General features: G+C 42.3%; 27 protein-coding genes. 10 read left to right on the top strand and 17 right to left on the bottom strand.

Features of this window, described 5'->3' with window-relative positions; translation table 11 throughout:
- Positions 1-224, bottom strand: a 224-nt coding sequence (tnpB, locus tag ACED59_RS18755; RefSeq protein ID WP_371705138.1) for an IS66 family insertion sequence element accessory protein TnpB, incomplete at its 3' end; no start/stop codon positions are given.
- On the bottom strand, positions 221-538 hold the full coding sequence (locus ACED59_RS18750) for a hypothetical protein (protein ID WP_017037717.1): 318 nt from the start codon (positions 536-538) through the stop codon (positions 221-223). The genes tnpB and ACED59_RS18750, both read right to left, overlap by 4 nt.
- 231 nt (positions 539-769) lie before the next feature.
- On the opposite strand from ACED59_RS18750, the gene ACED59_RS18745 reads away from it, so the two are divergent.
- The 8 genes from ACED59_RS18745 (at position 770) to ACED59_RS18710 (ending at position 5,376) form a co-directional block, all read left to right on the top strand.
- On the top strand, positions 770-1,432 hold the full coding sequence (locus ACED59_RS18745; protein WP_017096999.1) for an AAA family ATPase: 663 nt from the start codon (positions 770-772) through the stop codon (positions 1,430-1,432).
- Positions 1,416-1,742 carry a hypothetical protein gene (locus ACED59_RS18740; RefSeq protein ID WP_017096998.1) on the top strand — a complete coding sequence of 109 codons (327 nt, stop codon included), beginning with the start codon at positions 1,416-1,418 and terminating at the stop codon, positions 1,740-1,742. The genes ACED59_RS18745 and ACED59_RS18740 overlap by 17 nt, the downstream gene beginning before the upstream one ends.
- Before the next feature lie 243 nt (positions 1,743-1,985).
- A complete protein-coding gene (locus ACED59_RS18735; RefSeq protein WP_017097000.1) occupies positions 1,986-2,264 on the top strand; it encodes a hypothetical protein in 279 nt (92 codons plus the stop codon).
- 107 nt (positions 2,265-2,371) lie between these two features.
- Entirely contained in the window at positions 2,372-2,734 is a 363-nt protein-coding gene (locus tag ACED59_RS18730; protein WP_017097001.1) for a hypothetical protein, read from the top strand.
- Between the two features lie 92 nt (positions 2,735-2,826).
- Positions 2,827-3,219, top strand: coding sequence for a hypothetical protein (locus ACED59_RS18725; protein ID WP_017097002.1), 393 nt, complete (start codon positions 2,827-2,829; stop codon positions 3,217-3,219).
- Between the two features lie 75 nt (positions 3,220-3,294).
- A complete protein-coding gene (locus tag ACED59_RS18720; protein ID WP_017097003.1) occupies positions 3,295-3,765 on the top strand; it encodes a hypothetical protein in 471 nt (156 codons plus the stop codon).
- Between the two features lie 135 nt (positions 3,766-3,900).
- The gene (locus ACED59_RS18715) at positions 3,901-4,806 is read left to right on the top strand and encodes an ArdC family protein (RefSeq protein ID WP_017097004.1); all 906 of its coding nucleotides are present in this window, start codon (positions 3,901-3,903) and stop codon (positions 4,804-4,806) included.
- A 123-nt stretch (positions 4,807-4,929) separates the two neighbouring features.
- Positions 4,930-5,376, top strand: coding sequence for a hypothetical protein (locus ACED59_RS18710; RefSeq protein WP_017097005.1), 447 nt, complete (start codon positions 4,930-4,932; stop codon positions 5,374-5,376).
- A gap of 199 nt (positions 5,377-5,575) precedes the next feature.
- Here the strand turns inward: ACED59_RS18710 and ACED59_RS18705 are convergent, their stop codons facing one another.
- Together ACED59_RS18705 and ACED59_RS18700 are read right to left on the bottom strand one after the other, a co-directional pair.
- Positions 5,576-5,950, bottom strand: coding sequence for a hypothetical protein (locus tag ACED59_RS18705; RefSeq protein WP_017097006.1), 375 nt, complete (start codon positions 5,948-5,950; stop codon positions 5,576-5,578).
- A 2-nt stretch (positions 5,951-5,952) separates the two neighbouring features.
- Complete coding sequence (locus tag ACED59_RS18700; protein WP_017097007.1) at positions 5,953-7,359, bottom strand: hypothetical protein; 1,407 nt, start codon at positions 7,357-7,359, stop codon at positions 5,953-5,955.
- A 451-nt stretch (positions 7,360-7,810) separates the two neighbouring features.
- Between ACED59_RS18700 and ACED59_RS18695 the strand changes: the two genes are divergently transcribed.
- Entirely contained in the window at positions 7,811-7,939 is a 129-nt protein-coding gene (locus ACED59_RS18695; RefSeq protein WP_017097008.1) for a hypothetical protein, read from the top strand.
- Positions 7,940-8,001: 62 nt separating this feature from the next.
- Here ACED59_RS18695 and topB read toward each other — a convergent pair whose 3' ends face one another.
- From topB to ACED59_RS18645, 10 genes are all read right to left on the bottom strand, one after another.
- The gene (gene topB / locus ACED59_RS18690; RefSeq protein WP_017097009.1) at positions 8,002-10,218 is read right to left on the bottom strand and encodes a DNA topoisomerase III; all 2,217 of its coding nucleotides are present in this window, start codon (positions 10,216-10,218) and stop codon (positions 8,002-8,004) included.
- Between the two features lie 62 nt (positions 10,219-10,280).
- The gene (gene mobC, locus ACED59_RS18685; RefSeq protein ID WP_017097010.1) at positions 10,281-11,015 is read right to left on the bottom strand and encodes a helix-turn-helix domain-containing protein; all 735 of its coding nucleotides are present in this window, start codon (positions 11,013-11,015) and stop codon (positions 10,281-10,283) included.
- Positions 11,008-11,550 carry a hypothetical protein gene (locus ACED59_RS18680; RefSeq protein WP_017108522.1) on the bottom strand — a complete coding sequence of 181 codons (543 nt, stop codon included), beginning with the start codon at positions 11,548-11,550 and terminating at the stop codon, positions 11,008-11,010. Before ACED59_RS18680 ends, mobC begins: the two co-directional genes overlap by 8 nt.
- A gap of 14 nt (positions 11,551-11,564) precedes the next feature.
- Entirely contained in the window at positions 11,565-13,721 is a 2,157-nt protein-coding gene (locus ACED59_RS18675; protein ID WP_017097012.1) for a type IV secretion system DNA-binding domain-containing protein, read from the bottom strand.
- An 890-nt stretch (positions 13,722-14,611) separates the two neighbouring features.
- Positions 14,612-14,998, bottom strand: a complete 387-nt coding sequence (locus tag ACED59_RS18670) for a hypothetical protein (RefSeq protein ID WP_017097166.1) — start codon at positions 14,996-14,998, stop codon at positions 14,612-14,614.
- Positions 14,999-15,063: 65 nt separating this feature from the next.
- Positions 15,064-15,519: an H-NS histone family protein gene (locus tag ACED59_RS18665; RefSeq protein WP_017097165.1), complete on the bottom strand. Its 456-nt coding sequence runs from the start codon at positions 15,517-15,519 to the stop codon at positions 15,064-15,066.
- Positions 15,509-16,228 carry a hypothetical protein gene (locus ACED59_RS18660; protein ID WP_017097164.1) on the bottom strand — a complete coding sequence of 240 codons (720 nt, stop codon included), beginning with the start codon at positions 16,226-16,228 and terminating at the stop codon, positions 15,509-15,511. The genes ACED59_RS18665 and ACED59_RS18660 overlap by 11 nt, the downstream gene beginning before the upstream one ends.
- A gap of 10 nt (positions 16,229-16,238) precedes the next feature.
- Positions 16,239-17,258, bottom strand: coding sequence for a CpaF family protein (locus tag ACED59_RS18655; RefSeq protein ID WP_017097163.1), 1,020 nt, complete (start codon positions 17,256-17,258; stop codon positions 16,239-16,241).
- A 567-nt stretch (positions 17,259-17,825) separates the two neighbouring features.
- On the bottom strand, positions 17,826-18,191 hold the full coding sequence (locus ACED59_RS18650; RefSeq protein WP_017097161.1) for a hypothetical protein: 366 nt from the start codon (positions 18,189-18,191) through the stop codon (positions 17,826-17,828).
- A gap of 10 nt (positions 18,192-18,201) precedes the next feature.
- The gene (locus tag ACED59_RS18645) at positions 18,202-18,720 is read right to left on the bottom strand and encodes a lytic transglycosylase domain-containing protein (protein ID WP_017097160.1); all 519 of its coding nucleotides are present in this window, start codon (positions 18,718-18,720) and stop codon (positions 18,202-18,204) included.
- Between the two features lie 70 nt (positions 18,721-18,790).
- Here ACED59_RS18645 and ACED59_RS18640 point away from each other — a divergent pair, with 70 nt between their 5' ends.
- Positions 18,791-19,372, top strand: coding sequence for a DUF2913 family protein (locus ACED59_RS18640; RefSeq protein ID WP_017097159.1), 582 nt, complete (start codon positions 18,791-18,793; stop codon positions 19,370-19,372).
- Between the two features lie 26 nt (positions 19,373-19,398).
- On the opposite strand, the gene ACED59_RS18635 is transcribed toward ACED59_RS18640, so the two are convergent.
- The 3 genes from ACED59_RS18635 to ACED59_RS18625 all read right to left on the bottom strand — a co-directional run bounded on the left by ACED59_RS18635 (position 19,399) and on the right by ACED59_RS18625 (position 20,830).
- Positions 19,399-19,608, bottom strand: a complete 210-nt coding sequence (locus ACED59_RS18635; protein WP_081324697.1) for a hypothetical protein — start codon at positions 19,606-19,608, stop codon at positions 19,399-19,401.
- Positions 19,609-19,975: 367 nt separating this feature from the next.
- Positions 19,976-20,452 carry a hypothetical protein gene (locus ACED59_RS18630; protein WP_241820691.1) on the bottom strand — a complete coding sequence of 159 codons (477 nt, stop codon included), beginning with the start codon at positions 20,450-20,452 and terminating at the stop codon, positions 19,976-19,978.
- A gap of 213 nt (positions 20,453-20,665) precedes the next feature.
- Positions 20,666-20,830, bottom strand: a complete 165-nt coding sequence (locus tag ACED59_RS18625; protein ID WP_017097157.1) for a hypothetical protein — start codon at positions 20,828-20,830, stop codon at positions 20,666-20,668.
- Between the last annotated feature and the right edge of the window lie 3 nt (positions 20,831-20,833).

The raw sequence follows: 20,833 nt of genomic DNA, 5'->3' as shown, positions 1-20,833 counted from the left end.
TTGGCTTTTTCAAGGCGTTTATACCAGAGGGCGAAGCCTGTTTTATCCCAGTACAACACTTTAATCTTATCGCGCTGTTTATTGGTAAACAGGAACAGCGCACCGCTGCCAAGAGGCAAGTCAGTATCATTTTCGATAATCGCTGCAAGGCCGTTGATGGACTTTCTAAAATCGACGCTTTCACGATAAAGGTAAATGTCTGGAGCGCTGAGCATACCTTTCATGACAACGCTCCAATGAGTTCAGCAAGATAGGTGGCTGGCGTGCCTTGAGGAATGCTCAGCTCCACATCATTGATGAGAAGTGTCATGTTCGCCGTAGCTATCTGGGCCTGATACTTGGTTGTCTTTTCAACGATTTCGGCTCTAACAAATCCGACAGATTCCGATTGGTTTGCTGTTTGGAGTTGACGCCGTTTGGCGAAGAACGTGGATAAACTCAGTCCATGCTCTTCACAAAAAGCGCGTTGGGTAACACTGCTACTTTCATATTGTTCAAACAGTGATTGCCATTCTAGGTTGGTGCGTCGTTTTGCCATTTCAACTCTCCTTTGGGTTGGAGAGATGATCTTATTCTTCGTGCTGAAAGATTAGAATGCGGTGTTCATGACACGCTTACTGTTCGGTTTTCTTATCGTTCTTTAGTTGTGCGAGAATCGAAGTCCCTATTCATTGTAGCAATGAATACGATGATATTTGTTATTATGTTGTTTTTCTTATTAAGTTAATATATTATTAACTTAATATCTTATTAATTAATTGGGCGTCACATGGGGAAGGTTATCTTACTTGGGCATCAAAAAGGGGGAGTTGGCAAAAGCAACACCGCCGCAAATTTAGCTGTCGCAATCTCGAAAGAAAGATTTAATGGAGAAACTGATGAGATTTTACTTATCGATGCAGATCCGCAAGCAACTTTATATCGATGGGCGCAGCGTAGAGAAGAGTTAGATAAAATGAATGCTTTTCCTTGTATTCGTTTAGATGGGAACGTTACAAAGCAAATAAAACGTGAATCTGAAAAATATAGTTACGTAATTGTAGATGCTGCCGGCCGTGATAGTCGAGAAATGCGCTCTGCTATGTTGGCCGCTGACTTGATGTTAATGCCAACAAAGGCCAGCTTGTCTGATTTAGAACTATTAGAGCACATGGCCGATACAATTGAGACTGCTCGTGATTACAACTCAGATCTTAAGGTCGGTGTTTTTATAAACATGTCGCCTACAAATAGCCAGTCAGAGAAAAAGGTAGCCAAAGAATTATTAAGAGAATTTCCGGAGTTTGTCTTATTGAATACGGTAGTGTCAGAGCGAAAAGCGCATCGTGATGCATGGTCTGAGGCTGTGGGTGTTCATGAGTGGAAAGATAGTAAAGCTAAGGCTGAAATCAGTTGTTTATTAAAGGATGTACAAAATGAAATTGAGTCGTAATTCTTTAAAAATGAGTGAGAAAAAAGTTAAAGATGCAGAAGCTTTTATTGAGGCTTCAGAACCTAACGCTTCCTCTTGTGAGGGAAGGGGACGCCCTCGACAATCTAGTGAGCTGACCAAACCGGTATCGATATCTTTAACAAATACGGATAAAAGGACATTAGACGATCAGTTTAAGAGGTTTAACTCATTATCTTATAAAATGCAGTTAGATGATGAAAAAACACTGAATAGGAGCGATATCATCAGGATAGTCGCAAATAAATTAGCAGAGATGGATGACGAAGAGTTAATCAAATTCTTAAGATAATAAGATAATAAGATAATAAGATAATAAGATAATAAGATAATAAGATAATAAGGTAGGTTGAAATAAATATGAAGAAGACCTCCATTTATTGCCTAAATACTAAACATTTGTAATACTGTGTTTACTGCATATCGCATGTAGTGGGCTATTTTATAGCGACAACCAGTTTATCTGGTTCACTAACCAATTTAATCTCATAGGGAATCGTCCCTATGGGCGCTTCTCCTGAGTAAGGAGACTATAATGGATAAAGAGATGGAAACCGTACAGATTCCTGCTGATAAGCTAGTCGATGCATTACTTCATATGAAGCAATTTGAGCATCACTACGCGACTCAGGAATCGGTTGATAATCTTAAAGAATCGGTTCGAGAGTTAAAGTCTGATACTAATAAGCGTTTTGACCAGGTCGATAAACGCTTTGATAAGTTAGAAGGTAAGTTAGATCGCTTACAGTGGTTTATCTTAGCTTCCGTTCTTACTCTTTTTTTTAAAGAACAGATTTTTTCTTTGTTCATCTAAACTAACCTCAATATTCATAGCGGAACTACTCCGTGTCTATGCCAGTTTGTCTGGCTTAGGCCAAACGAATTAGCAATTTTAATTATTAATTCAATGTGGGGAAGACTATGAACACTTCATCAATTGCATGTGCTTTAGACTTTATATTTGAATCAAAACCATCAAAATTAACAACACATTATCACATGAAATTAGGGGCTTATCTCTCCTTTGCGTATGATGATGTTTACATTTGGTGTTGTGTTAATGAAGCTTGGATAGAAAGTTCGATTGATATTCAAGATGCATTAACTTTTAACTTTGAGGAAATGACATCCAATGGCTTATCTTGTATCGGGAAATCCCTTTGCATTTGCGGCGGTGATGCTTTGATTAATTTGAGTCGTAGTGGCGTTTTTACTGCTGAATGTAAAAGTTGTAACTTTTCTGTTGAGTTGGCTGAAAATGACGCTTTAGCTTGTATAAAGTAAACTAACCTATCTGAATAGCGGATCACCGCTGCTAACGCCATTTCGTATGGCATTAGCCAGCGAATTAGGCGCACCCTAATGTGAGGTCTTCTATGCACCAATCAATTAAAAATGCCGATATAGAGTACGTATTGAAAGACATGTACTTTGCGACCATATCGCAGACTTACATCAATTTCACTCGTGCCATCGACTTACTTTTCACTAGATACACAAGTAGTTCTATTTGTGTTACTTCTAGCCATGAAAAGCAAGTAAAAGCGTTCAACACACCAATCAAAACAAAAAATGCGACACTGGCTTTTACGTTACACGTATGCGGCTTATATGCTCGTCATGCGAAAAAACGGGGTGATAAGTCCACGATGCGTTTGTGTGAAAACTGCGCGAAATGTATCGAGGAACATTTACCTTGTTGTGATGAAAAAAAAGCTATCTCAATGGTATTAATGCAATTGAGAAAACAACCGTCCATTTTGATCTAGCGTGCTACTCCGCGCTAATGCCATTCGTTTGGCATTAGCCAGCGGATGATTTTTAATAAATTAAGGAATCAACGCATGTTAGTAATTAACTCTGAAAAAGAATACGAAGAAGAATCTAACAATCTAATCTCATTTATTGAACATCCTCTTTATGGCGAACTTCCAGAACATGAACAAACATATGAGGAAACAGTGACGGCATTAGATAAATGGCGTGAAGATAATCCAATCAAGATTGATGAAGAAGGCGAATATTGTAGTAAGGAAGAAAATAAGAGAGGTTATTTCACTGCTTGCCACTACGATGATTTATTCATAGATATTGAACAAAGACTCCGTGATGGTAAAGCGATATCAGGCGTTCTTTTGTCTGAATTGAAACAGACGTTGTACAGCGAGCCCGAAGTGGTGAGTTGGCTATGTACGTTTTACCTTCTTGATGCTGATGAGCCGCAATCTGTGGTTCATTGGTTGAAAAAGCAAATGCTGGATGCTCGTTTTAATGCACGTCTAGAAGTGCGTATTGAACAAGCTAAACTGAATTAACTACCAACCTAACTATTATCGAAAACCAAACAATTTGTTCAGTTAAAAGCGTTTATCTCTTTTAACTGATACGTCCAACCATACGGGAAATTACTCCCGTATGGGGGTAGTTTTTCTCATAGAGTGAGAAAAATCATGACGAAATCTACTAAGAAAACAGTAAGCAAAACACCACGCGATTTTCATCAAGAGGTGACTAATCAAATTATCGAAGCGCTAGAGGCTGGAGTGAAGCCTTGGGCTTGTCCTTGGGATGTGACTCAGTCCGACGGTCTACCTTATAACTTTTTAACAGGTAACACGTATTCAGGAATGAATGTGATGTTGCTTTGGATGAGTGCTCAAATGAATCAATTTAGCTCGAATCAATGGCTAACTTTCAAGCAAGCATTAGATCTTGGGGGGAACGTTATTAAAGGTGAGAAGGGGACGCATATTACTTTTTACAAGTCTTTGGAAAAAGAAAAGACAGTGAATGGTAAAGAGAAAATCGAAACGATTCCGATGTTGAAAACGTTTGTTGTTTTCAACCTGGATCAGATTGAGGGGATCACCAAACCAGAGCCTAAAACGGATCTGAGAGGTGAGCTTGATTTGAGGGAGGATGTGGAGGATTTCTTTAAAGCGACGGGAGCAACCATTAACTACGTCGGTCAGAAGGCTTTCTTTCGACCATCGACGGATGAGATTGTTATCCCAGAGCGTGATCGCTTTGAATCAACCGCAAATCTTTACGCTACCGTGTTGCACGAACTTACGCATTGGACGGGACACAAATCTCGACTTAATCGCACAAAGGGAAGCAAGTTCGGTGATAAAGATTACGCGTTTGAGGAGCTCGTTGCAGAACTCGGGTCGGCTTTTTTAATGGCAGATTTTGGGGTTGTGGGCGATGTTCAACATGAATCTTACATTGCGAATTGGCTTGAGGTTTTAAAAAATGATAAACGATTCATTTTTAAGGCGGCGAGTCAGGCATCAAAAGCGTTTACTCATTTGAAAGAGTACGTTGAAGATGAAAATCAATTAAAAGCAGCATAAATTCAATTTGTTACTTAAATAAATGACATTATTAAATATATACTCATTAAAATGCCCAATAGTTCGCTATTGGGTTTTTTTATGCTTCACTGTAATACTTGTTATTGGGGGGAGTTACAATAGATGAATAATAATGAAGACAAAGCACTACTGAGTGTCTATGAGAACAGGCTTCGCCGCTTGGGTGTGGTAGATAAGCAGATTAAGAAATGGATGAAAGATTGCTCACCCTTGGAGTTGAAAAAACGTATAGATCTTTTGAAAGAATCACAATGCTCATTGCTTCAAAAGATAAAAAAATCAAGTGCAGATCGTCTCATAAATCAAGAATCAAACATGGATATCTCGAATGTTCCTAACGAAGAAGCGACGTTACAATCATTCTTTACAGAGAAACCTAAGTTAAAAACTGATATTCAAGGACTGGTTGAATGCTCTCCAGCTAACACAGCATTTACTTTTGATTCTCAACCAGTAACGAAGATAATGCGAGTGAAATACGAGGATGTGGTTATTGATGATAATACTGATATCACTATGTTAAATAAGCGACGACATTTCATGAGGTAATTTTACATTGATGGGGTTTGCGCCCATTTCAGCGAAAAGTCCAATGTAAGCTGTCAGCCCTTTATTTATAAAGGCTGACAGCTAGGATCTATATCCTTCGTTATATTTCAACAAGGTCTTTACTGATTTGTTGGGAGTAGCGCAAGTAGTGAACTTGCGCTTGTGGGAGGGGTTATTGATATGCACTAAAGCATTTAAGTTAAATCCCGACCCCTTTAGCAAGTAAAACAAAACAAATCAGTCCGATCCAACTCCACACACCTAGTGCATTGACCCACATAAACACTTTGAATTTTACAGAGTCAGTGGTAGCTCGTTTATGAATAAATGGATACTTAACCCAATAATGGAACAACCTTGTATTGATGTAAGCAGAAATCATACACATCCTATTTGCATGCAATTTATCCACATTCTTAGACAGTTGATGATCAATAAAAACTATTCGCTGAGGATCTCCTAAAGAAACCATAGCGCTCATGACAACTCCAGGAACCGACCAAACTATAGCGTAAGCTCCAAAAATTGCGGCAGGTATCATAATAAAAAACTCCCACCAAACAGCATTTGACATAATTACTCCGTAAGCCATTCATAAACAAAGTAAGCACCATCACCAGCAGACTTCCCTGCCGTTGAGCCAGCTACACCACCAACAGCTCCCCCCACCACAAATGAGCCTACCGCAGCAATTGCGAGAACAGGCGCAGAAGTTATACCGACAACACCTAGAACAAGTAACACGCCAGAAGTCATAGCACTACCACCTACACTCCCTCCATACCATCCACCAATAAATCCACCGACCTCACGGGATGTTGTCTTTCCACAATCCCCAGAGTCGTCTACTTTGCAAGCTTCGTAAATGCTATCTACGCCACTCGCAATGCCAATACCTAGACCGATATAACCTAACCCTCTCGCAGCAGAAATTCCGATAGCAATATTCGCGGTTCGCTTTCCAAGGCTTGGCACAAAACCTGATTTCAATATTTCATCCGCGTGATGGATTACCGATTTCGTGGAGAGCTTTAAATTACGCTTAACCTGACGATAAGCTGGGATTTCAACACTTCGCTTAGAGAGCATCGCAAACGAGCCGTCCAACTTTTGAAATAAGGTCGCTCGCTCGGCGATAAACGAACCGTAATTCATTCCACCGGTTCGACTTGCCATAGCCACTTGTGACGCATACAAATCATTAATATCTAAAACAACATTTTGGATGTTCTTTAAGTTCTGCTCAACAATCGTAGCCGTAGCCCCAACGCCAGTAGACACCTGAGCATAATAATCAGTCGGTAATCCATCCTCTCTTATGCGCTTTTCTAGCTGATAGGAAAACAAATCAAAGTGACGATGTAATGTCGCTACCTCTTCATTGTTCAGTTTCGCCAGCTCAGTACTCGCGGCTTGAGCCTCCTCTTTTAAATCCTTGAGAGCTTGCTTATCTTTCTTCTCAACCGGTTTCATTGTCGGTAGAACAACTATCTCTCCCTGCCTCACATAAGAATTTAAATGACGATTCTGACCTTTAATGAAATTGATAGTTTTCTGAGAAGTCTCAGGGGTAAAGAGCTCATCCCACATCAAATCAATTTGCCCTGTTTCTTCAACCTGATACCAACCAAGCATAAACACATTATCGAGACAAACCTCGGTAGGAATGTCAGAGAGAGCATTCAGTTCTGGGGACGCTAAAGGGGAAGGCGTGGGCATACCCCCGAAACTCGGAGAAGAGGGCGAGCTAGGAGCGAAGGAGGCCGTCTCTTGTCTCACTTTCGCCACAGCTTCAGCTTGCGCTTGTCTTTGGTCTATCAATGTTTGAGTTTTAGGCGCGACGATAGGGTTATTCATCATCTTTTTTTGAACGTCGGTTTGCGCCTCGAACATGGCGACCGCTTCCTCATACGTTGCCGTCGTACTTGGATCAGACCAATACATCGATCGGGAATGAGGGAAAGGGTAGTTGTCTTTAGCCATCAGTCAGTTGCTCATTATTATATTCAGTAATGAGCATACCAATAATTTCAGGTGTTTATTATTCCTAGAAAGGCGTTTTGGTCAATTCACTGCTTTAAATGACACTTTAACTAGCCAAAGGCTCATAGTGAAAAATCGAATGTTAATAACAGCGAGCTAACGAGTGACACGGTCACTCTCGGCAATAAATTGAAGATATTCAGCTCGCCCTCTTATTTATTGCTGACATGAATAAGAAGAATTGAGGAAAATGCATATAAAATCAATAATTTAACTATTTAATCGTACACTTTCGTTCCGTTGGACCTCAAACCTCACTTACTGAGCGATCATAAATGAGGGGGAAACCCTAAGTTGTTTGAACTTTGAACCGCTTTACTTTTGTGTTAGGTTACTGGTTGAATATGCACTGTTTATTCATCCATTATTTAACTTTGAAAGGAATACTATTATGGCTCTTAAACCAGGTCCTAAACCAATTGCAGACTCAACTGGTAAAGTTGATCAACGTCGTCGTGATAACAAAAAAACTCCAGGTAATAACCCGGCACTAAAACCTAGTAAATCATCGAAAAAATAGGCATAAATGCCTATTTATAAATAAAGAGAGCTTGCAGACTCTCTTTATCTAATTAGCGTATATTAAAGTACACCTTTATCTCGATCTGGCTTCCCGTCTTTGTCAAAAAATCGAACTTTGCAGGTAGGGAAACCACTGCATCCCCACCAAAACGACCCTTCACGTTTACCGGCTCGACGAATCAACCCTTTGTTACACTTTGGACAGGATTCTGTGTCACTGGCTTGAGGCTGAGGTGTTTTCGGTTTGGGATTTAAGTTCGGTTTACCATTATCATCAGGAAAGGTGGTTTTGCAATCCGGATAACGGTTGCAGGCATGAAACGCCCCGTTCTTCCCTTTTCTTTTGAGTAATAACCCTTCATTACAACTCGGACAGGTTATCCCATCCTTAATGGTGATAGGCACCCCTTCGGTTTTGACTTGGTTCACGCGCTCATGGATATACGTGTCTACCGTTTTAACGAACTCAGCGACGCTGTACTGTCCTTTACCTATCCTGTCTAAGTCACCCTCCCAAATTGCAGAAATGTCCGGCATGATGATTTCTGGCGGCAATAAGGCACAGAACTCTTGTCCAGATTCTGTCGTTTTATAGACAGGGTTCTTATAGCCTTTCTCCTTTTGCACGCTAATAAGGTGCTTGAGGCTACCTAGCTTCTCGATGTGGCCACTTCGCGTTGCTTCTGTACCAATAGAGCCATTTTCGCCTTTGGTATTTTTGTCTTTGGCTTCAAGTTGTTTTCGTAACGCGGGATCTTGCACAAACTTGGCCGCTTCCGTCATAGCTTTCAAAAGACTGGCATCATCAAAGTACTTAGGCGGTTGAGTTTCTTTGGTCAGCATTTCTAGGCTTTCGCACACACCGGTATCACCTTGCTGTAAGGGCTTTAAATCATCGGTGTTGTCATTGGGCTTGTCTTCATTGTCACCCTTAAAAAGCGTTTCCCACCCTAGTGCCAGTCTTGTGGTTTGTGTGGCGCGGTAAATGCGCCCTAAACAGCAACCAATGTCTATTGTCACTTTCTCTCGTACGGACTCAGGGTAGAACAGACCGACAAAGTGTTTAGAGACGAGTTCATAGATGTTTCTCTCCTTATCAGAGAGCACAATGCCTACGCCGTCTTTTTCTGTTGGAATGATGGCGTGATGCGCTTCTATTTTTGAACCGTCAAAGGCTTTATGAGTTGAGGTCGGTTCGACGGACTGGATCGATGCGGCTAGGTTTGGGCTGGTTTTTTGAATGGCGCCCAAGATGTTGGCCGCATTCTCTAAATGCGCTTCGGATAGATATTGGTTATCACTTCGAGGGTACGTCAGTAATTGATGGGTTTCATACAGTTTTTGAACAATATCGAGGGTTTCTTTGGGTTTGTAACCCCACTTCTTTGACGCCGTAATTTGCAGTTTGGATAAGTTGAAAGGCATGGGCGGCTGACGCTTTTCTTCTTTGACTTCCCGTTTTTCTACGGTGCCTTTTTCACCTTTGTCTGCGTCCTTAATCACTTCGAGTTGAAACCGGTCAATCATTCGATTTTTATCATCGAGTTCAAGCTCATCATGGGGCTGTAATTTGCCTTTTATCTTTAATCCTTCGATATCAAAGGTGCCGTAGAGCTCATAATAATGGCTTTTTTCATGATTCTGGTTAGCCAAGGTACGCTGATTCACCATACCGACCAAAGAGCTGATGACACGGCCAATGTTGAGAACGTTATCAAACCCTTTCTCTCTTGCTTTGAGTGTATAAGAGCGCGTCAGATTGTACCCAAAGGATTGGTCAGCGATTGAGCGAGCCAAAGCTTTGTTCGTTTGCGGTCTGAATTTCTCATTAGGCTGCATGTTGGCCAACGCCGCTTTGACGGGTTTATCGTTTAAATCAGCAATCAATAGACGTTGCACCGGCTTCTTGTTGCCAACGTGATCTAGGATTTCATCGATGAGTAAGCAGCCTTCCGGATCGGGATCACCGGCGTGAACAATCGAGTCCGCTTTTTTGATGAAACCAATCACTGTATCGAGCTGCTTTTTAGAATCGGAACGAGGTTTATATTGTGGAGGGAATCGAGTTTGAATCGGTAGACTGTCTAATGTCCAGCGTTTGAGGTTGCTGTCGTAGTCTTCGGGATCTTTGAGGGACAGCAAATGGCCAAAACACCACGTGACAATGTCACTCCCTTTTTCGTAATAGCCGGCTTTTTTATCGGTCGTTGGGTTGCCGCCAAGTCCTTTAAAGATGGCGGTAGCCAGGGATGGTTTTTCTGCGATGAATACGCGCATAAGATTTTCTCCAGATAGCATTAGCCCTCAGCGAGAGAGCTGATAGTTAAGATTTTAAGGGATTAGTTACTTTGAGTGAGTTGGCTGACTTCGGCTAAGGTAAAAATGGACACCATGCTGCGATACTTTTCAAAGTCATGACGTGAGTTATCAAAGGGAATGAATTTAATGTTATCAAATCGCCGGTTGAGCATTTTTTTATATTCTTCATCTCGAACCACGTAGATCACATGCCCCCAAAAACCTTTGCTTTTGGCTTGGATGTGACTCTTCATAATTGAGCGGTATCGGATGGGTGTTTTGAGCGTCAATTCTGTCTCAATAGCAACCATTCCTCCTGAAGGTGGGCTGACGATGGCATCGGGACGATGAGAGATAGGATACATTTTTTTAAACGTATGACGGTCAGCATTAGTCCAACCTGTCCAATTCAAATGTTTAAGTGCAATGAAAACTCTTTGGTTCATTAATGTGTGATTAAGCGTGACTAAACTAATTCTACTTGGTGTAAAGCAGTGCATTGGTGCGTGATCACTGTCGCCGACTAGATGTATTCCTTTGTCGGTTATCCCCCATAATGAAATTTTACATGTGTCTAATGTCAGTGAATGTTTTTCTAATAATCTCTTATTGACCATTCTCTTTAACAACCGAGAAAGGTTGGGTTGCTTTATTTTAATCAGGGCCATTAAGTTATCAAAGTTACTGTATATCTCTTGATGCAAAAACGAAAGAACACTCATTTCAAGTCTTTTCCCTTGTAGTAAAGCGTCATTTATATGCATACCTTTATTCATTTATGCCCTCCAATTTTTTACGTTCAACATGAAACACTTGGTTTTTGGTTGCAATGCTGTGAACCAAACTACTCATGGATTGAAGCAATGCTGCTCGACATTCCAAGAAGTCGCTGTCTGAGAGTTCTTCATTGTGTTGCGCTCGATGTAAGTCCAAGAGGTAGCCATTGGCGGATGAAAATGTTTTTAATAAAAGCCCCGTGCTGCGGCATAAGCGTTTATCGTCGATCTTCATTTCAAGGCGGTGTTTTTCTGCTACAAACGGCACCAGGTTGATGTCACCCCATTCACTTTTTCTCTTCGAGTGCTCAGTCTGGATGCTCTTTCTTACCGCGCGGATCTCTTGCAGGAATATTTCTAGTGCGTCTCGGCAAAAAATTGGGTTGGGATTTTTTGGGTTCGTGGAAAATGCTTCAACCGAGAAAAGCGCATTAATGGCAAATTGGCCGTCGTAAGCTTTTGACTTAGAGGATCCAGATTGATAAACCGATCTATCCCAAAGGTGTATGAGTGGTTTAAATTGAAGTTGGTGCATGTTAGTTCCTTACCTTAGCTGTTTTTTAATGCTTCTAACCCTGCATGACAAGCATCCTCAGAGGCTTTGTTTTCTTGCGGGGATTCTTGTTGATGCGTTTTATTTGATGGGTTATTGGTTGGTGATGAAGGGGGGAGATTTGCTGTATTGGGAGACTCATCGCCACTCGTTGTGTCTTTCTTTATCGTTTCAAAGGTCATGTCATGTTGTGTTTCTTCTGAATCATTTTCGTTGGTGATCTTGTCACTTGTTACTACTTCAAAATTGTACATTGCGTCTTCCACTTCACTATTCTCAGTGTTGCTACTTTCGGTTATCTCAGTCGTTTCATTTTGCTGAGGTAATGGCTCGTCAAGATCTTGATGAGGCGTCGACGTTTGTTCGTGATGAGCATCTTCTGTTAATTCGTCGGATTGATTTGAGGTGGGGGTAGCTGTATTTATGGTCTCCTCTTCGCTGACTTTTAATTCTCTTTGTCGTACGACCTCAAAGTTTTCAAGCGTGCTCTTTTTCACTTTTATGGGGGAAATTAATGAGGGTTTGGGTACTTCGGTTGCTGTGAATATATAACTCACAAAAGGCGGCAAGTTGAGCAGCATGTTGGTATCAACAAAGTATCGTTCAGCCAGCCTTATGTTTCGACGACCTTCTACCGTTTCGGTAAGGGCAGCGTTTAACTCCACCGTACGGCTTTCATCATCCACTAAAATAGTGCCGGACATTTTCGCTACCCATTCGGCGGTTTCGGGATCTTGAAGTTTGTACACCAACTTAAATTTTGTGTTTTCTACGACCGCTCCGACGACCGCATCACTGTTTAAATCAGCAGGGCAATCTCGTAAATCAGCAACAGATTGATGTGCCAAAAACATGTGAATGCCTTTATCTCGCGCTGCCCCTAAACCTTCCATTGCCGCTTTTGAAATGTGATATTTCAATTCATCCAAGAAAATGGCGATGGGCTTTGGGGTGCTGTTGACGCGGTCGCGCATCTCTGCGAGTTGAAACAGTCGAATCAAAATCATCTTTTGTGTCATGATGATTTTTGCGTTTCTGAGTGATCCAATGATGTAACAACAACCGCCCTCATCAAATATGGATTGCATGTTTAAACCGTCAGGGGCGTTAACAGAATTTACCTCTGAGAGTTCTTCCATCTTTCCATAGAATGCCTTAACGGTATCTTTCATGCCTTGAACATGAGCTGAATTAAATAAGCCGGTGAACGTTTCGCGCTCTTCTTCCGTTGCTTTTTGTGGGGATTGCCTTGCTGCTTTACGGTCGTCAATTCGATAGAAGTCGGCAATGTCACCTTTCTCTGCAAAGCTAAACCCCGCAACCAACAGTTCTTCAATCTGTTCGGGGGTTGCGCCTGCCAATAAATTCAGTTGCGGTAACGGACTATTAAGGTCGATCAGGTGAAACTGTTTACCCGCTTTTTCGCATGCGGCTTTGAGAAGATGCGGTGCCCATTCATCGTTTTTTGGATCGAGTACAAACACGCCTTCTTCGGCTTGAATCAGTTGGTACAAAATCAAACCCGATGCCACACCTTTACCTGCGCCTGTCGTCCCTAAAATGTCGGCATGTTGTTTTTGCAGATCTTTTAAAGGGATATATTGCGGTTGTCTGTTAACGTCTAAACCGACAAAAACGCCCTTTTTTAAATCGATGTGATCTTCGGGATCGTAATCCACCGTTTCGGGTAAGTAGTCACGAACATTTCGTACGTCGGTACGTTCGTCACGTGCGACTTCGGTTCGCTTGGTGTGCTTTATTTTGAGTTGGTTAATTTTGCCTGATAGGTGACGACGTCCCCACCAGTGGGTAAATATACCGGCGCCAAAGATAGGGATTAAAAGCCACTCAGAGAGAGAGTAATGGAGATTAACGAGTGGCGCACCGTGAAGCGCTTTTGCCCAATTTATCAAAGCGGGAATGCTAAAGTTAGAGAGTGTCCCAAAGATAAACAGTAGCACTCCGGCTGCAATGATGATCCTTCGAAACCACGTGTCGAGATCGTCTCTTTCTGGTTTGTCGAAGTACATAACAGGAAGAAATAAGCCAGACAAAAAGCTCAGCAGCGTCCCCCAATAAAAGGTAAACAGATACAGCGATGAAAAGATATTCATCACTAAAACGTAAAATTGATATTCGATGCGGTCTAACATGGTTATCCTTTTATTAACTAAAAAACCGATATGTAATACCGATATGTGAAACTGATATATGGTCATATCGGTTTCACATATCGGTTCTGTATATCGGAAAAGCGCCCTAAATCGTTTTCTGGACGAAAACTCAGCGGGTTATCCCTAAAGGGATAATTATTTACAAAACTTCGTTTTTTCAATGGATTAGAAAATAAAGCCCTCGTCCTGAACGTCCTCAAACTTTACTTTCCAATCTAAGTGCAAAAGAAGCCGAAAACCGTAGCGCTACGCGCGACCAAGCACTTTAGGAAGGTGAAATAGTCCTCATTTGGCCGGTCGTTCCTCCCTTGCTCAAATTCCTCCTTTTCAACTAACCTAAGATGCTTGGTCTCGCCTGCTCAACGGTTTTCGGGGGCAAGCCCCCAAGCCAAAAATCGACCTTGGGAAGGTCTCGCCTTAATCGCTGGACGCTGGGCGTTTTGTCTCGGCTCCCCCGCTTCAAACTGCGGTCGGGACTCCCTTGATTGAAGTGCTCCGGCTGAACGCCTTTGCATTCAAAAAAAGCCATTCCCGAGTCCTGATGGCCTCCCCGCAGAGGGGGCGCTCGTTTCCCCTAAAGGGGGCGCGGGAATGATTTTTGAACTAGGGCTACGGATTCGCTTCAAGCGGAGCTTGAGACTCTTCACGTAGCAAAAACCTTCACCTTCAACGCCTCAGTCAAACGCCTACGTGGGGGCATGGAATGCCCGAATACCCACTTCGTCGTTCTCGTTCGTTGTTGTCGGTTTGGTTTTTTGCGCCCTCTTAATGCGTCTGACTTTCTGCTTTCTTTAACAATCCTATGGGATTGAAAGAGTCAGAAAGTCGGCATTAAACGGTTACGCGAAGATGAGAGGATGTGTGAATTGCTAGAGGTAAGAATCAGCTTCATCTTGATCAATTAAACCTTGAGATAATAGCTGCTTAACTACAGCTACCACCGTTCTTTGATGGGCTTTAGCTATTGTCTTTGGGGATAAATCTTGTAAAAAAGCATCTCTTAACTCTATTTTCTCATTTTCTGTCCAAGTGAATCGATGTCTGTCTGGTTTTCCTTCTATGTGATTTTTAATGCTTTTTTCTTCTAAGCTTTTCACTTGTTTAGGAGACTCATCAAGTTCTTGAATTAGCATCACCATAAGCTGAATGCTCTCATAATTTTTCATTATTGAACTTTCAACTAATTCACAATTGGTTAACGGATTAATCCCTGATGCAAGATCCTTTAGTGCGTTAATCAGATCGTCTTTCTTCACTTTCTATTTCCTAAGTTATCCTTAAACTTTAAATGTAACGAAGATTGACGCTTATAACTACTAACTTAGGAAGCTGAGAAATCGGACAGTTCAAAACCTTCATCAAGTAAACTTTGAAGCTCTTGTGGGACTTCTCCAACACCGTCCCAAGTACCATTATCACCAAACATGTAACGCTCCGTTTTTACTTCATGGTGCATTGCTTGTGTCTCGCTAGGGGAGTTCTTTGCACGTTTGAGACACTTGTTTTTGCCTTTGGGCTTGCCGTCATTCATCAATTGAGAAACTTCTTCGTGACTCAATCCTGTCTTTTCCATGATGCTTTTTAGCATCGATTTCGCTTCTTCTTGCGCCGCTATTTTTTCTGATTCCGTCTTTTCTCGTTGCTCGATGTACTCACCTAACTTTTTGGAAATGACTTTTAAATGACTCACCCCGGTTTCTTTAAACGTTTGTTGGATGCGCTTCTTGTTGGCAAAAATTGTGAGTAACTGCTCTGTTAGCGATACATCAGTGTTCATGTTGGTTTCCTTCTTCATTGAAATTGATAAGACCAAAGCACATTCCATAGTCGATAAGGCACTCCATCATGGGCTTTGGCATTTGCTCTTGTGAAATCTTGTATCGGTGCGGACGTTCCCAATCTTCACGTTTGTAGTAAAGGCGACGAGTTAAATTGCTCTTATCAATTGTCACGCCGTGGAAGTAGGGAGGTACGCCTTGGTCGTGATAGATGTTTCTTTCCTCTTCAGAGGTGCTAGTTAAAAGTCGATTAAAGTAGCGACAGGTAAGAGCAAATCTCTTTTGATTGGCTAACCCTTTTTCTTCATCACCTGTGAACGCAAAGTTCCCGCTCTTTTCAAGTTTGAAGGTAAAGTCCGTAAAGACATGAGCTCGCTCAGGCTTTGTGAGTAGGTTGAAGTTAGAGCGAGCGCGGTATATCTGGTTCTTTTCTTTCTCGATATGAATCTCCAGTACACCTTCAAAGTCATTAAAATCTTCATAGGTGTGGCGCATCTGTCCCATGATGAAAGTGTCGCCCACTTTCATCTCTCGGATTCTGGCGCGAAAATACAAAGGCATACGGCAGTAACTTAAAAAGTCATACCCTGCCATTCTTTGATAGACCGTTTGTCGTGATTTATCGCGCTTGGTTTTTTCTTCTTTCCACTCTTGCTCTTGTTTTAAAAGTGCTTTTTCTTCGGATTTTGATAGCTGTATTTCGTCCACGTTGGCCTCTTTATTTGTCGTTTTTAAGGGGGATGTGAGTCGTTCCATTGAACTTAAATAACGGAATAAGTGTGCCGTTCAAAACTTCCGCTATCTCCGTGATTTTTCGTCCATAGCGTTCATGCCTACTGGCATGAACGAACACATCGACGTTTCCGGTGATTTGCTTGTGTGCCAAATCAAAATCAATCATCCCTTGCGACGCGATTAAATATTGAAGGCGGGACAGGGCATCATCACAACCGTTTGCATGAATCGTTGTCATACAACCACTGTGACCTGTGTTGATGCCTTGCAAAAAAGCGTCAGCTGCGCTGCTTTTTCTTATCTCACCCACCCAAATTCTATCTGGCCTCATCCGTAGGGAGGTTTCGATTAGGGTTTTCATTTCTACGTCACTATCGCTTCGTTTGGGGGATTCAAGTGAAACGGCATAGGGAAGCCAGTCGATATATAACTCTTGCGTGTCTTCGCAAATAATGACTCGCTCGGTCAGGGGGATGTAACGCGCTAAGGCGCGTAAAAGTGTTGTCTTACCGCTCCCAGTGTTACCCGAAACAATGATGTTCTTACCCGCTTTGATTGCTTCAATTAAGTAATCAAGCATGGCTTGATTCAACGCGCCGAACCCGACTAACTGCTCCGCTCTTATGTGCTGTTTAGGGGCAATTCGTAACGTCATCGTTGCGCCTTGTGGTGTCACATCAGGCAGAGTGGCGCACACCCTTGAGCAATCAGGAAGGCGCGCATCGAGAATAGGAGAAGAAGAATTGAGCGGCTGGTTGAGTGCGGTACTCAGTTGAATGATGAAGTCTTGAAAGGATTGGTTACTGTCAAAAGTGATGGGCGTTTTTTCTAACCGCCCGTTTCTCTCTATTGATATAGAGTCAAAACGGTCGACGAATATTTCCGTCGTATCAGGGTTTTCATACAACTCTCTGAGTGGCGTGAAATATTCCTCGACCCAGGACCATTGGTACTCTTTCTCTATCGGAACTTCACCAAACACCGTCATGATAGTGTTCGACATTTATTCACCTGTTGTTAGACGTTTGTCCACCGTTTCGGTGGGTAACTCAGTAATAGTGTGTTTCCAAAGCGTTGACCATTGCGATAGACCTCCGTATATCGCAACGTCTTTGTGCAGTGCTTTGGGGTGCGTGAACGTTCACCATCACGGTTCGATATTCGACACGTCGTATCTTTAATGATGGTCTCAGGATGCGTTTTCCATTGAACGCATATCGTCCTTGAGTTGTTGCTGTTACTCCCTGTCTCTCTTTTCTTAATGCATTCTTTATAAGCGCCTATTTGAGCTGCGTAACCGGTCTTTGAATCGAAATTATCGGTGGTACTTCCGCTATCCGTCTTGGAGAGGCATGAAGAGAAGCTAGGTAAGGCCGGCTTAAAACGTTTGATGCGTTTTTTAAATGCCTTTTTTGAGTCACTACACCCTTGCCCAAATCCTGTCGGCAAGCACATCCAAATACCGCACTCAGCATCACTCGCTGCGTTGACTTGTGAGCTGTAACCGGTGGAAGTGAAAGCCAAAAGGAGGGGCGAAAAGGCCATTGAGAGGATGAGTTTTATCGAGGTGTTATTCATCTTTGGTTTTCTCCCAATCTTCACCGAGAGGGTCTACGGTCGCGAGGAGGTCTGACTGCAAGAAAACAGAAGGTAGCGCCCCAATCCGCTCTCTGCGTTCATCAAGCGTTCGAGTAACATCCAATTCATAACTGTTAATGGCCTGAATTTGTGTAGACTGACACGCAATACATTGGCCAAAACTTGTATCAATAAGGGTGGTTAGACTCTCTGAGTGGTAAAAAACCTGACAGTTTTTACACTGGTGTAAACCTAAGATTATATTGAGTCGTTGACCCGTAAATGCATCATGTAAACCGGATAGTTCCATAAAATTAGCATCGATTTTTTGTCCTGAACTTTTAAAGTTGAGCTTCATCCTATGTCCTTTATTTCAATTGTTCATAATGAGCCACTACTCGACTGACGTAGTGCTGCGTTTCTTTAAAGGGCGGAATGCCCCCGTACTTTCGAACGTTACCCTCCCCCGCGTTATAAGCCGCTAAAGCAAGCCGAACATCATCGTATTGATTGAGTAATCGGGCGAGTAAGGCGGTGCCTCTCCCTACATTAGAATCCACATCAAAAGGGTCGATACCCACGCTGTTTATATCCATCAATTGCATTAAACCTTTTGCCCCTTTGGGGCTCTGAGCGTGCGCTTCAAAACGGCTCTCTTGAGTAATGACCGCTATCACCAACTCTGGAGGCACTTGATAGTGCTTTGCGTATTTATTGATGGTCTCGCAATAACGAAGGCAGCCTTTGACTTTGGATGTGCCACTTGAGAGTGGCCATCCTTGCGATGAAGACCAACCGCTATAATCTCGACCAGCACTGTGAGCGAATGACGAGAGTAAAAAAACAGACATAAAAAGGGGGATTAAAATAAGGCAACGTCGCTTCATGCTTCCTCTCAGGTGATGTGGGGTATTTTCTGGTAAACTATTGTTTCAATTGAATAGATAGAATGAGTTCATGAGTCGAAACCTTAAACACTATCAAGCCCTTGATGAGCTTGTGACTAATGCGCTGCTCGCGCTTTATTGCACCATGAGTCAGCAAGGCGGGTTCTGGACAACGAAAAAAAGAAATGAACTGTTAGTGAAATTCATTAAACCGAAACTGAAAAAGCCTCAGTTTTTGACGTGTAAAAATGAAATCAAAACCATGCTCAGTATTGGGCGAAGCGCAACTGGCAGGCTTGAGCAAAAGTTATGGGATATCAATCGACTTAACCTTGAGTACCAGGCTAAATTTTCACAGGCGGATGAACTCTACATCATGTTGAGCGGTCTATTTGAGCAGCATCAATTTCCATCGATGCTGGAAAACTCAGAAAAAGACCTTGAAAGGGATACGCTCTACATGAAAGAGAAAGGTATTGAGAAAGGGTTTGATGAAAACAACAACCAAATCAAACCATTACCCATGACGGTAAGAACCGAACGATTAAAAGCGCTCATTGAAGCGGTACAAGCAAAGGGGATATACCGTGTTGAAGTAGACCATGTGGATGAGCACGAAGTGATCCACCTTTTATTGCATAGAAAAGGGTAAACGTTACACGATTGAAAAATGACTTTCTATGATTCCTTTTTGCCTTTGGTATAACAGCGCTTTACTAAGTGCCCCTCTTCAACTTTCATTGAAAGCTTACCTGTGTGACAGCGTATCCCAAAGCTGGTGTGGTCAAGTAAGTCATGAAGAGATTGAGATTTTTCAATCCGTAATGCGGGTGTACGCATGAATGTTTTTAAATTGGCATTGATTAGGCTAGGTTTGGATGTTGGCATCTACATATCAGCCTGAAGCGTGAGTAGCCCCCATCGTAGACCAATCTAGGCAACGATACAGTAAAATTCACCCTAATTAAGTTCGCTCACTAAAGTATCTCCCTTATTCGCTAAAATTTTCAAAGCCATGAATTCAAAAATAATGAATCTCAGGGGGTTTTTGGAAGCACTTAGACCCTAGTGAGCGAACTTGATTAACCTCACTCTGTTCTTGGAGCCGTTGGAGCAAGGTTTGTGGGAATACATACATTTCCTCGAAAAGTTCATTCTGATTAGGACTCTATACCGTCCTACGGGCTACGCCCTACCTGCACAGCAGATAGCATAAGAAAAGGCTTCGCTTATTTCCTTATGCTATCCACTCTCACTAAGAGCGAAGAGTAAGAAGTAATCGATACTGCCTTGATAAATCCGAGTGCTGAAGTATGTTTTCTCGTTTGATGTATTTGTAATAACACAGCACGAGAAACTCAAGCGGCGAACGCCAATAAGAGTGATAAGAAGCCTCGATATGAACAGGAAGCTTTTTCAACTGCTCCATATTCCGAAGTGAACCCTGCTTGGCCAATAAAGGCGACGTCAGTATGAGTGATTGACCGTTGTATTTCGGAAGCAGCTCAATGAGCAATTCAAGCTCTCGATACGTGTCTCTTGTTAAAGGCTGAATTAATCTCGATAGATGGACATGGTATTGGTTGCTTCTGAATGACGGGGCAAGACTCAGTAAGGTTAATTCATGAAGCCTAACCGTCACACTGTAACCAACCCCGACCCATAAACCGAACAAAAGCGTCCCTATGAATACAGGCTGAGGGGCATCGATGAGCATTAACCAGGCCGTCAATGCTATGCCAATCACTCCTGCCTTGAAATATCGAATCCCATTAAGCCAAGGCGACGGGGGATGTATCACTTTTAGCCCAAAATAAAGAAAAATAAATAACAATAACGTCGAAATATAAGTCACTACAGTTATATCCTATCAAGTTCAGTTTGACGGCAATAAGCCACGCTTGTTGGGGCAAGGTGAAGCCGACAATTGAACAACGTGAAAGCGTCAGGTTTTTGCATCCCACTGCTGTCCTTCGCGGTACAACAAATAACCGCGATGGTGGGTGCGTCGTAATAAGCGTATCGCTTGTCGATACGTCAAGTGCAAAACTCGCCAGTCAGTATCAACAAGCATTTCCAACACAACAGGGTCGTTGATTTTGTAATCCATATC

This window comes from Vibrio sp. FF266 (genome assembly GCF_041439695.1).
GTDB classification, from domain to species: Bacteria; Pseudomonadota; Gammaproteobacteria; order Enterobacterales; family Vibrionaceae; genus Vibrio; species Vibrio tasmaniensis_A.
Note: the sequence above shows the minus strand (reverse complement) of the source record. Positions and strands in the feature narration are given on the sequence as shown.